This is a genomic window from Pseudomonas azotoformans (assembly GCF_900103345.1).
Classification (GTDB): Bacteria; Pseudomonadota; Gammaproteobacteria; order Pseudomonadales; family Pseudomonadaceae; genus Aquipseudomonas; species Aquipseudomonas azotoformans.
This window is the reverse complement of the sequence record NZ_LT629702.1, coordinates 4,043,383-4,056,446: the sequence shown is the minus strand read 5'-3', so window position 1 is coordinate 4,056,446 and position 13,064 is coordinate 4,043,383. Positions and strand designations below refer to the sequence as shown.

6 protein-coding genes are annotated in these 13,064 nt (G+C 55.5%); all 6 read left to right on the top strand.

Translation table 11 applies throughout. The features are described from left to right. The first annotated feature begins 92 nt into the window (after positions 1–92). The 6 genes from rpoB to tuf all read left to right on the top strand — a co-directional run bounded on the left by rpoB (position 93) and on the right by tuf (position 12,967). Positions 93–4,166 (top strand): DNA-directed RNA polymerase subunit beta, encoded by a 4,074-nt coding sequence (gene rpoB / locus BLR69_RS18365; protein WP_071493735.1) that lies wholly within the window; start codon positions 93–95, stop codon positions 4,164–4,166. A gap of 64 nt (positions 4,167–4,230) precedes the next feature. Next, positions 4,231–8,430 (top strand): DNA-directed RNA polymerase subunit beta', encoded by a 4,200-nt coding sequence (gene rpoC / locus BLR69_RS18360; protein WP_058424562.1) that lies wholly within the window; start codon positions 4,231–4,233, stop codon positions 8,428–8,430. Positions 8,431–8,646: 216 nt separating this feature from the next. Further along, a complete protein-coding gene (gene rpsL, locus BLR69_RS18355) occupies positions 8,647–9,018 on the top strand; it encodes a 30S ribosomal protein S12 (RefSeq protein ID WP_002555494.1) in 372 nt (123 codons plus the stop codon). A gap of 118 nt (positions 9,019–9,136) precedes the next feature. Continuing rightward, positions 9,137–9,607 (top strand): 30S ribosomal protein S7, encoded by a 471-nt coding sequence (gene rpsG, locus BLR69_RS18350; RefSeq protein ID WP_002555493.1) that lies wholly within the window; start codon positions 9,137–9,139, stop codon positions 9,605–9,607. 30 nt (positions 9,608–9,637) lie between these two features. Next, positions 9,638–11,743: an elongation factor G gene (fusA, locus tag BLR69_RS18345; RefSeq protein WP_010206921.1), complete on the top strand. Its 2,106-nt coding sequence runs from the start codon at positions 9,638–9,640 to the stop codon at positions 11,741–11,743. A gap of 30 nt (positions 11,744–11,773) precedes the next feature. Continuing rightward, the gene (gene tuf / locus BLR69_RS18340; protein ID WP_003176426.1) at positions 11,774–12,967 is read left to right on the top strand and encodes an elongation factor Tu; all 1,194 of its coding nucleotides are present in this window, start codon (positions 11,774–11,776) and stop codon (positions 12,965–12,967) included. The last annotated feature ends 97 nt before the right edge of the window (positions 12,968–13,064 follow it).

Sequence of the window (13,064 nt, the reverse complement as noted above, 5' to 3'; positions counted from 1 at the left end):
ATGCGGTGGTGCAAACCATGGGGTTTGCAAGATTTTCTGGCTGCTCCCGTCGGAGGGGCCAAACAAGCAGGTGACCAAGCTGGGGAACGCTGATGGCTTACTCATATACTGAGAAAAAACGTATCCGCAAGGACTTTAGCAAGTTGCCGGACGTCATGGATGTCCCGTACCTTCTGGCTATCCAGCTGGATTCGTATCGTGAATTCTTGCAGGCGGGAGCGACCAAAGATCAGTTCCGCGACGTGGGCCTGCATGCGGCCTTCAAATCCGTTTTCCCGATCATCAGCTACTCCGGCAATGCTGCGCTGGAGTACGTCGGTTATCGCCTGGGCGAACCGGCATTTGATGTCAAAGAATGCGTGTTGCGCGGTGTTACTTACGCCGTACCTTTGCGGGTAAAAGTGCGCCTGATCATTTTCGACAAAGAATCGTCGAACAAAGCGATCAAGGACATCAAAGAGCAAGAAGTCTACATGGGCGAAATCCCATTGATGACCGAGAACGGTACCTTCGTTATCAACGGTACCGAGCGTGTAATCGTTTCCCAGCTGCACCGTTCCCCGGGCGTGTTCTTCGACCACGACCGCGGCAAGACGCACAGCTCCGGCAAGCTCCTGTACTCCGCGCGGATCATTCCGTACCGTGGTTCGTGGTTGGACTTCGAGTTCGACCCGAAAGACTGCGTGTTCGTGCGTATCGACCGTCGTCGCAAGCTGCCGGCCTCGGTACTGCTGCGCGCGCTCGGTTACACCACCGAGCAAGTGCTGGACGCCTTCTACACCACTAACGTATTCAGCCTGAAGGATGAAACCCTCAGCCTGGAACTGATCGCATCGCGTTTGCGTGGTGAAATTGCTGTCCTGGACATCCAGGATGAGAAAGGCAAGGTCATCGTTGAAGCGGGTCGTCGTATCACGGCGCGCCACATCAACCAGATCGAAAAAGCCGGTATCAAGTCGCTCGACGTTCCTTTGGAATACGTCCTGGGTCGCACCACCGCCAAGGTCATCGTCCACCCGGCTACAGGCGAAATCCTGGCTGAGTGCAACACCGAGCTGAACACCGAGATCCTGGCCAAAATCGCCAAGGCTCAGGTCGTTCGCATCGAGACCCTGTATACCAACGACATCGACTGCGGTCCGTTCATCTCCGACACTCTGAAGATCGACTCCACCAGCAACCAATTGGAAGCGCTGGTCGAGATCTATCGCATGATGCGTCCTGGTGAGCCACCAACCAAAGACGCTGCCGAGACCCTGTTCAACAACCTGTTCTTCAGCCCTGAGCGCTATGACCTGTCTGCGGTCGGCCGGATGAAGTTCAACCGTCGTATCGGTCGTACCGAAATCGAAGGTTCGGGCGTGCTGTGCAAGGAAGACATCGTCGCGGTACTGAAGACCCTGGTCGACATCCGTAACGGTAAAGGCATCGTCGATGACATCGACCACCTGGGTAACCGTCGTGTTCGCTGCGTAGGCGAAATGGCCGAGAACCAGTTCCGCGTTGGCCTGGTGCGTGTTGAGCGTGCGGTCAAAGAGCGTCTGTCGATGGCTGAAAGCGAAGGCCTGATGCCGCAAGACCTGATCAACGCCAAGCCAGTGGCTGCGGCGGTGAAAGAGTTCTTCGGTTCCAGCCAGCTTTCCCAGTTCATGGACCAGAACAACCCGCTCTCCGAGATCACCCACAAGCGCCGTGTTTCTGCACTGGGCCCAGGCGGTCTGACCCGTGAGCGTGCAGGCTTTGAAGTGCGTGACGTACACCCGACGCACTACGGTCGTGTTTGCCCGATCGAAACGCCGGAAGGTCCGAACATCGGTCTGATCAACTCCCTGGCTGCCTATGCGCGCACCAACCAGTATGGCTTCCTCGAGAGCCCGTACCGCGTGGTGAAAGACGCCCTGGTCACCGACGAGATCGTGTTCCTGTCCGCCATTGAAGAAGCTGATCACGTGATCGCTCAGGCTTCGGCCACGATGAACGACAAGAAAGTCCTGATCGACGAGCTGGTAGCTGTTCGTCACTTGAACGAGTTCACTGTCAAGGCGCCGGAAGACGTCACCTTGATGGACGTTTCGCCGAAGCAGGTAGTTTCGGTAGCAGCGTCGCTGATCCCGTTCCTGGAACACGATGACGCCAACCGTGCGTTGATGGGTTCCAACATGCAGCGTCAAGCTGTACCGACCCTGCGCGCTGACAAGCCGCTGGTAGGTACCGGCATGGAGCGTAACGTAGCCCGTGACTCCGGCGTTTGCGTCGTGGCTCGCCGTGGCGGCGTAATTGACTCCGTTGATGCCAGCCGTATCGTGGTTCGTGTTGCCGATGACGAAGTTGAAACTGGCGAAGCCGGTGTCGACATCTACAACCTGACCAAATACACCCGTTCGAACCAGAACACCTGCATCAACCAGCGTCCGCTGGTGAGCAAGGGTGATCGCGTTCAGCGTAGCGATATCATGGCCGACGGCCCGTCCACCGACATGGGTGAACTGGCACTGGGTCAGAACATGCGCATCGCGTTCATGGCATGGAACGGCTTCAACTTCGAAGACTCCATCTGCCTGTCCGAGCGTGTCGTTCAAGAAGACCGCTTCACCACGATCCACATTCAGGAACTGACCTGTGTGGCCCGTGACACCAAGCTTGGCCCAGAGGAAATCACTGCAGACATCCCGAACGTGGGTGAAGCTGCACTGAACAAACTGGACGAAGCCGGTATCGTTTACGTAGGTGCTGAAGTAGGCGCAGGCGACATCCTGGTCGGTAAGGTCACTCCGAAAGGCGAGACCCAACTGACCCCGGAAGAAAAACTGCTGCGTGCCATCTTCGGTGAAAAAGCCAGCGACGTTAAAGACACCTCCCTGCGTGTACCTACCGGTACCAAAGGTACTGTCATCGACGTACAGGTCTTCACCCGTGACGGCGTTGAGCGTGATGCTCGTGCACTGTCCATTGAGAAGACCCAGCTCGACGAGATCCGCAAGGACCTGAACGAAGAGTTCCGTATCGTTGAAGGCGCGACCTTCGAGCGTCTGCGTTCCGCTCTGGTAGGCCACAAGGCTGAAGGCGGCGCAGGTCTGAAGAAAGGTCAGGATATCACCGACGAAATCCTCGACGGTCTTGAGCACGGCCAGTGGTTCAAGCTGCGCATGGCTGAAGATGCTCTGAACGAGCAGCTCGAGAAAGCCCAGGCCTACATCGTTGATCGCCGCCGTCTGCTGGACGACAAGTTCGAAGACAAGAAGCGCAAACTGCAGCAGGGCGATGACCTGGCTCCAGGTGTGCTGAAAATCGTCAAGGTTTACCTGGCAATCCGTCGCCGCATCCAGCCGGGCGACAAGATGGCCGGTCGTCACGGTAACAAGGGTGTGGTCTCCGTGATCATGCCGGTTGAAGACATGCCGCACGATGCCAATGGCACCCCGGTCGACGTCGTCCTCAACCCATTGGGCGTACCTTCGCGTATGAACGTTGGTCAGATCCTTGAAACCCACCTGGGCCTCGCGGCCAAAGGTCTGGGCGAGAAGATCAACCGTATGATCGAAGAGCAGCGCAAGGTCGCTGACCTGCGTAAGTTCCTGCACGAGATCTACAACGAGATCGGCGGTCGCAACGAAGAGCTGGACACCTTCTCCGACCAGGAAATTCTGGATCTGGCGAAGAACCTGCGCGGCGGCGTTCCAATGGCTACCCCGGTGTTCGACGGTGCCAAGGAAAGCGAAATCAAGGCCATGCTCAAACTGGCAGATCTGCCAGAAAGCGGCCAGATGCAGCTGTTCGACGGCCGTACCGGCAACAAGTTCGAGCGCCCGGTTACTGTTGGCTACATGTACATGCTGAAGCTGAACCACTTGGTAGACGACAAGATGCACGCGCGTTCTACCGGTTCGTACAGCCTGGTTACCCAGCAGCCGCTGGGTGGTAAGGCTCAGTTCGGTGGTCAGCGTTTCGGGGAGATGGAGGTCTGGGCACTGGAAGCATACGGTGCTGCTTACACTCTGCAAGAAATGCTCACAGTGAAGTCGGACGATGTGAACGGTCGGACCAAGATGTACAAAAACATCGTGGACGGCGATCACCGTATGGAGCCGGGCATGCCCGAGTCCTTCAACGTGTTGATCAAAGAAATTCGTTCCCTCGGCATCGATATCGATCTGGAAACCGAATAACACGTGACGCGAATCGAGAGCGTGGCAGTGATGCCCGCTCTCTGCTCCGCCAGGAGGAAAGGCCTTGAAAGACCTACTGAATTTGCTGAAAAACCAGGGTCAAGTCGAAGAGTTCGACGCCATCCGTATTGGGTTGGCATCGCCTGAGATGATCCGTTCGTGGTCGTTCGGTGAAGTTAAAAAGCCGGAAACCATCAACTACCGTACGTTCAAACCTGAGCGTGACGGCCTGTTCTGCGCCAAGATCTTTGGCCCGGTAAAGGATTACGAGTGCCTGTGCGGTAAGTACAAGCGCTTGAAGCACCGTGGTGTGATCTGCGAGAAGTGCGGCGTTGAAGTGGCGCTGGCCAAGGTTCGTCGTGAGCGCATGGCGCACATCGAACTGGCTTCGCCGGTTGCCCATATCTGGTTCCTGAAATCGCTGCCGTCCCGTATCGGCTTGCTGATGGACATGACCCTGCGTGATATCGAACGTGTTCTCTACTTCGAGAGCTATGTCGTTATCGATCCAGGCATGACCACCCTTGAAAAAGGTCAGTTGCTGAACGACGAGCAGTACTTCGAAGCGTTGGAAGAGTTCGGCGACGATTTTGATGCCCGTATGGGGGCCGAAGCTGTCCGCGAACTGCTGCACGCTATCGACCTGGAGCACGAGATTGGCCGTCTGCGTGAAGAGATTCCGCAAACCAACTCCGAAACCAAGATCAAGAAACTGTCCAAGCGTCTGAAGTTGATGGAAGCCTTCCAGGGTTCCGGCAACTTGCCAGAGTGGATGGTGCTGACCGTTCTGCCGGTTCTGCCGCCAGACCTGCGTCCGTTGGTACCGTTGGATGGTGGTCGTTTCGCGACTTCCGACCTCAACGACCTGTACCGTCGCGTGATCAACCGTAACAACCGCTTGAAGCGCCTGCTTGATCTGTCCGCTCCGGACATCATCGTGCGCAACGAAAAGCGTATGTTGCAAGAAGCTGTCGATGCCTTGCTCGACAACGGTCGTCGTGGCCGTGCTATCACCGGTTCGAACAAGCGTCCTCTGAAATCCCTGGCTGACATGATCAAGGGTAAGCAAGGTCGTTTCCGTCAGAACTTGCTCGGTAAGCGTGTTGACTACTCCGGTCGTTCGGTAATTACCGTAGGTCCGACCCTGCGTCTGCACCAGTGCGGTCTGCCTAAGAAGATGGCACTTGAGCTGTTCAAGCCATTCATTTTCGGCAAGCTGGAAATGCGCGGTCTCGCGACCACCATCAAAGCGGCCAAGAAAATGGTCGAGCGCGAACTGCCAGAGGTCTGGGACGTTCTCGCCGAAGTGATCCGCGAACACCCGGTTCTCCTCAACCGTGCACCGACCCTTCACCGTCTGGGTATCCAGGCGTTTGAACCGGTATTGATCGAAGGTAAGGCTATCCAGCTGCACCCGTTGGTCTGTGCTGCGTACAACGCCGACTTCGACGGCGACCAAATGGCCGTGCACGTACCGCTGACACTGGAAGCCCAGTTGGAAGCGCGTGCGTTGATGATGTCCACCAACAACATTCTGTCGCCAGCCAACGGTGAGCCAATCATCGTTCCGTCGCAGGACGTTGTATTGGGTCTGTACTACATGACGCGTGAAGCGATCAACGCCAAGGGCGAAGGTCGTGTGTTCGCTGACCTGCAAGAAGTTGACCGTGTGTTCCGTGCCGGCGAAGCCGCACTGCACGCCAAGGTCAAAGTGCGGATCAACGAAACCGTCAACGATCGTGATGGCGGCAGCGTGAGCAACACTCGTATTGTCGACACTACTGTCGGTCGTGCGTTGTTGTACCAGGTTGTGCCAAAAGGTCTGTCGTACGACGTCGTCAACCTGCCGATGAAGAAGAAGGCGATCTCCAAGCTGATCAACCAGTGCTACCGCGTGGTTGGTTTGAAAGAGACCGTGATCTTCGCTGACCAGTTGATGTACACCGGTTTTGCCTATTCGACTATTTCCGGCGTTTCCATCGGTGTTAACGACTTCGTTATCCCGGATGAAAAAGCCCGCATCATCAGTGCTGCTACTGATGAAGTGAAAGAGATCGAAAGCCAGTACGCCTCCGGCCTGGTAACCCAGGGTGAGAAGTACAACAAGGTAATCGACCTTTGGTCGAAGGCTAACGACGAAGTTTCCAAGGCGATGATGGCCAACCTCTCGAAAGAGAAAGTCATCGACCGTCACGGCGACGAAGTTGACCAAGAGTCCTTTAACTCGATGTACATGATGGCCGACTCGGGCGCACGGGGTTCTGCTGCGCAGATCCGTCAGCTCGCCGGTATGCGTGGCCTGATGGCCAAGCCGGACGGTTCTATCATCGAAACGCCGATCACTGCGAACTTCCGTGAAGGTTTGAGCGTACTTCAGTACTTCATCTCGACTCACGGTGCTCGTAAGGGTCTTGCGGATACCGCGTTGAAAACCGCTAACTCCGGTTACCTGACTCGCCGTCTGGTAGACGTTGCACAAGATCTGGTTGTAACCGAGATCGATTGCGGCACCGAGCACGGCCTGCTGATGACGCCGCACATTGAAGGCGGTGACGTTGTAGAGCCGTTGGGTGAGCGCGTATTGGGTCGTGTTATTGCCCGTGACGTATTCAAGCCAGGTACTGAGGAAGTCATCGTTCCTGCCGGCACCTTGGTAGATGAGAAGTGGGTCGAGTTCATCGAACTCAACAGCATCGACGAAGTGATCGTTCGCTCGCCGATCAGCTGCGAAACCCGCTACGGCATTTGCGCCAAGTGCTACGGCCGTGACTTGGCTCGTGGTCACCAGGTGAACATCGGTGAAGCGGTCGGCGTTATCGCTGCCCAGTCCATCGGTGAGCCGGGTACCCAGCTGACCATGCGTACATTCCACATCGGTGGTGCGGCAAGCCGGACCTCCGCAGCTGATAGCGTTCAGGTGAAGAATGGCGGTACTGTCCGTCTGCACAACCTGAAACACGTTGAGCGAGTGGATGGCCACCTGGTTGCTGTGTCTCGTTCCGGTGAGCTGGCAATCGCTGATGACTACGGTCGTGAGCGTGAGCGTTACAAGCTGCCGTACGGTGCTGTTATTTCGGTTAAAGAAGGTGACAAGGTCGACGCTGGCGCAATCGTGGCCAAGTGGGATCCGCACACTCACCCAATCGTTACCGAAATGAAAGGTACCGTGACCTACGTGGGCATGGAAGAAGGCATCACGATCAAACGTCAGACTGACGAATTGACCGGTATGACCAACATTGAAGTACTCGACGCCAAAGATCGTCCAGCTGCTGGCAAGGACATCCGTCCTGCCGTGAAGATGGTTGATGACAACGGCAAGGATCTGTTGCTGCCAGGCACTGACGTAATCGCTCAGTACTTCCTGCCAGCCAACGCCCTGGTCGGTGTAGCGGATGGTGCGAAGATCGCGATCGGTGATGTTATCGCGCGTATCCCGCAAGAAACTTCGAAAACCCGTGACATCACCGGTGGTCTGCCGCGTGTTGCTGACTTGTTCGAAGCTCGTCGTCCAAAAGAAGCGTCGATTCTGGCTGAAGTCAGCGGCACCATCGCGTTCGGTAAGGAGACCAAGGGCAAGCGCCGTCTGGTCATTACCCCGAACGACGGTAGCGATCCGTACGAAGAGCTGATTCCGAAGTGGCGTCACCTGAACGTCTTCGAAGGCGAACAGGTAAACCGCGGCGAAGTTATCTCTGACGGTCCAAGTGATCCGCACGACATCCTGCGTCTGTTGGGTGTGAGTGCACTGGCCAAGTACATCGTTAACGAGATCCAGGACGTTTACCGCCTGCAAGGCGTGAAGATCAACGATAAGCACATCGAGACCATCCTGCGTCAGATGCTGCGTAAAGTTGAAATCGCTGAATCCGGCGATTCCAGTTTCATCAAGGGCGACCAGATGGAATTGACTCACGTACTGGTGGAAAACGAGCGCTTGGCGACCGAAGACAAATTCGTGTCCAAGTTCACTCGCGTGCTACTGGGTATCACCAAGGCGTCGTTGTCGACTGAATCGTTCATCTCGGCGGCTTCCTTCCAGGAGACCACCCGCGTACTGACCGAAGCAGCGGTAACCGGCAAGCGCGATTACCTGCGCGGCCTGAAAGAAAACGTGGTTGTGGGTCGTCTGATCCCAGCCGGTACCGGTTTGGCTTACCACAGCGAGCGTAAGCGTCGCCGTGATGCTGACAAGCCGTTGCGCGTAAGCGCCAGTGAAGTGGAAGCTGCACTGACCGAAGCGCTGAACTCCAGCGGTAACTGAGTTCTGCACTAGATAAGTCTGGGCCCCGGCAGCCCCATTCGTCGGATCGAGGCATTTTTGCCCCGGTTCGGTGAGTGGGGATGTCGGGGCCTTGCCTTGACTGGGGGCAAGATCCTCTTTAGACTCTTGTACCCCTAAATTTGGCGGGAATTCGTTCCTGCCATTTTGCTTTTCTTGCAAGACAATAGCGTCGCAAGACAACAGTGGAGCTAGTAGATGGCAACTATCAACCAGCTGGTACGTCAGCCGCGTAAGCGTATCGTCGAGAAATCCGACGTGCCTGCGCTGCAGAACTGCCCGCAACGTCGTGGCGTATGCACTCGCGTGTATACCACTACGCCGAAAAAACCTAACTCGGCACTGCGTAAAGTATGCCGTGTGCGCCTGACCAACGGTTTCGAGGTTTCCTCGTACATCGGTGGTGAAGGTCACAACCTGCAAGAGCACAGCGTGGTACTGATCCGCGGCGGTCGTGTAAAAGACTTGCCAGGTGTTCGTTACCACACCGTACGCGGCTCCTTGGATACTTCCGGCGTTAAAGGTCGTAACCAGGGTCGTTCGAAGTACGGTACCAAGAAGCCTAAGTAGTAGCGGCTTTTTGTAACACTGAATCATCTTATTTTCTGAGTCGATAAGAGTAAGGTCGGAGGCGTCCCGAAAGGGCACCGATTCCGAGCGAACCTGAAGACCGTTTGAGGGCTTATCCATGCCAAGAAGACGCGTAGCAGCCAAGCGCGAAGTGCTTGACGATCCAAAATACGGAAGCCAAATCCTGGCCAAGTTCATGAACCACGTGATGGAAAGCGGCAAGAAAGCCGTTGCCGAGCGTATCGTTTATGGCGCGCTGGAGAAGGTTAAAGAACGCAAGAACAGCGATCCCCTGGAAATCTTCGAGAAAGCTCTCGACGCCATCGCTCCGCTGGTCGAAGTGAAGTCGCGCCGTGTAGGCGGTGCTACTTACCAGGTTCCGGTCGAAGTTCGCCCGTCCCGTCGTAACGCTCTGGCAATGCGCTGGTTGGTAGACTTCGCCCGTAAGCGCGGCGAGAAGTCTATGGCTCTGCGTTTGGCCGGCGAGCTGTTGGACGCTGCTGAAGGTAAAGGTGCTGCTGTTAAGAAGCGTGAAGACGTGCACCGTATGGCTGAAGCTAACAAAGCTTTCTCGCACTACCGCTTCTAATCTTAGCTTCACTAATTTTGCGAGGGCTTTATGGCTCGTACTACTCCGATTAGCCGCTACCGTAACATCGGTATCGTTGCTCACGTGGATGCTGGTAAAACCACCACCACCGAGCGCGTACTGTTTTACACCGGCAAAAGTCACAAAATGGGCGAGGTGCATGATGGCGCCGCGACCACAGACTGGATGGTTCAGGAGCAGGAGCGTGGTATTACCATTACTTCTGCTGCTATTACCGCCTTCTGGAAAGGTTCCGAGAAGCAGTACAAAGACGAGCACCGTTTCAACGTAATCGATACCCCGGGCCACGTAGACTTCACCATTGAAGTTGAACGTTCCCTGCGCGTACTCGACGGCGCTGTCGTTGTGTTCTGCGGTACCTCGGGTGTTGAGCCTCAGTCGGAAACCGTATGGCGTCAAGCCAACAAGTACGGCGTTCCACGTCTTGTTTACGTAAACAAGATGGACCGTGCTGGTGCCAACTTCCTGCGCGTGATCGGTCAGATCAAGCAGCGTCTGGGTCACACCCCGGTGCCAATCCAATTGGCTATCGGTTCCGAAGATAACTTCCAGGGTCAGATTGATCTGATCAACATGGAAGCTGTTTACTGGAATGATTCCGACAAAGGTATGGTTCCTGTTCGCAAGCCTATCCCTGCAGAGTTGCAGGAACTGGCTGACGAGTGGCGCAACAACATGGTGGAGGCTGCGGCCGAAGCCAGCGAAGAGCTGATGAACAAGTACCTCGAAGGTGAAGAACTCACCAACGTGGAAATCAAGGCTGCTCTGCGTCAGCGTACTATCGCTGGTGAGATCGTCCTGGCTGTTTGCGGTTCTTCCTTCAAGAACAAGGGTGTTCCCCTGGTTCTCGACGCCGTTATCGACTACCTGCCGGCTCCAACCGACATTCCTGCTATCAAGGGTACCAATCCTGATAACGAGGAAGAAGAAATGGAGCGTCACGCCGATGACAGCGAGCCGTTCTCGGCTCTGGCGTTCAAGATCGCAACCGACCCATTCGTGGGTACTTTGACCTTCGTCCGTGTTTACTCGGGCGTGTTGGCCTCCGGCGACGGCGTGATCAACTCGGTTAAAGGCAAGAAAGAGCGCGTGGGTCGTATGGTGCAAATGCACGCAAACGCCCGTGAAGAGATCAAGGAAGTGCGCGCTGGTGACATCGCGGCCCTGATCGGCATGAAGGACGTCACCACGGGTGAGACTTTGTGCGACGCTGCCAAGCCAATCATCCTGGTTCGCATGGACTTCCCGGAGCCGGTTATTTCGGTTGCCGTAGAGCCTAAGACCAAGGATGACCAGGAAAAAATGGGTATCGCTCTGGGCAAGCTTGCTCAGGAAGATCCATCTTTCCGCGTCAAGACTGATGAAGAGACTGGTCAAACGATCATCTCCGGCATGGGCGAGCTGCACCTGGACATCCTGGTTGACCGGATGCGCCGTGAGTTCAACGTCGAAGCCAACATCGGTAAGCCTCAGGTTTCCTATCGTGAGCGCATCACGAAGAACTGTGAAATCGAAGGCAAGTTCGTTCGTCAGTCCGGCGGTCGTGGTCAGTTCGGTCACTGCTGGATCCGTTTTGCTCCTGCTGACGAAGGTCAGGAGGGTCTGCAATTCGTGAACGAAGTAGTGGGTGGTGTGGTTCCTAAGGAATACATCCCTGCTATCCAGAAGGGTATCGAAGAGCAGATGAAGAACGGTGTTGTTGCCGGCTATCCGCTGATCGGCCTGAAAGCAACCGTTTTTGACGGTTCTTACCACGACGTCGACTCCAACGAGATGGCGTTCAAGGTGGCTGCTTCCATGGCAACCAAGCAACTGGCCCAGAAGGGCGGTGGTGAGTTGCTTGAGCCAATCATGGCGGTAGAAGTTGTTACACCTGAAGACTATATGGGTGATGTCATGGGCGACCTGAACCGTCGTCGCGGCATGATCTTGGGTATGGAGGACACGGTTTCCGGCAAAGTGATTCGCGCCGAGGTTCCGTTGGGTGAGATGTTCGGTTATGCGACCGACGTTCGCTCCATGTCCCAGGGTCGCGCAAGCTACTCTATGGAATTCAAAAAATACAACACAGCTCCGGCGCACATCGCTGAAACTGTATCCAAAAAACAAGGCTGATTCAGTCCTTTAGGCAAGGAGTTAATTGTCGTGGCTAAAGAAAAATTTGATCGTTCCCTACCGCACGTCAACGTTGGCACCATCGGTCACGTTGACCACGGTAAAACCACTCTGACTGCTGCTCTGACTCGCGTTTGCTCCGAAGTTTTCGGTTCCGCAATCGTTGATTTCGATAAAATCGACAGCGCACCAGAAGAAAAAGCTCGTGGTATCACCATCAACACCGCGCACGTTGAATACAACTCGCTGATCCGTCACTACGCTCACGTTGACTGCCCAGGTCACGCTGACTATGTGAAGAACATGATCACCGGTGCTGCTCAAATGGACGGCGCTATCCTGGTTTGCTCGGCCGCTGATGGTCCGATGCCACAAACCCGTGAGCACATCCTGCTGTCCCGTCAGGTAGGTGTTCCGTACATCGTGGTTTACCTGAACAAGGCTGACCTGGTAGACGACGCCGAGCTGCTGGAGCTGGTTGAGATGGAAGTGCGCGATCTGCTGAGCACTTACGACTTCCCAGGCGACGACACTCCGATCATCATCGGTTCTGCTCGTATGGCTCTGGAAGGCAAAGACGACAACGAAATGGGCACCACGTCCGTTCGTAAACTGGTTGAGACTCTGGACAGCTACATCCCAGATCCAGTCCGTGTTATCGACAAGCCGTTCCTGATGCCAATCGAAGACGTATTCTCGATCTCCGGTCGCGGTACTGTTGTAACTGGTCGTATCGAGCGCGGTATCGTCAAGGTTCAAGATCCACTGGAAATCGTTGGTCTGCGTGACACTACCGTCACCACCTGCACCGGTGTTGAAATGTTCCGTAAACTGCTCGACGAAGGTCGTGCTGGCGAGAACTGCGGCGTTCTGCTGCGTGGTACCAAGCGTGACGACGTTGAGCGTGGTCAGGTTCTGGTCAAGCCAGGTTCGGTTAAGCCGCACACCAAGTTCGAAGCTGAAGTGTACGTGCTGAGCAAAGAAGAAGGCGGTCGTCACACTCCGTTCTTCAAAGGCTACCGTCCACAGTTCTACTTCCGTACTACCGACGTAACTGGTAACTGCGAACTGCCGGAAGGCGTAGAAATGGTAATGCCAGGCGACAACATCAAAATGGTTGTCACCCTGATCAAAACCATCGCTATGGAAGACGGTCTGCGTTTCGCAATCCGTGAAGGCGGCCGTACCGTTGGTGCTGGCGTTGTAGCTAAAATCATCGAGTAATTATCTCTTCTGAGATAGCTCTGATGTTTTGAAAAGGCCCCCGCTCAGCGGGGGCCTTTTTTATTGGGTTGACACCTATCAGGGCCGTCTATAGAAT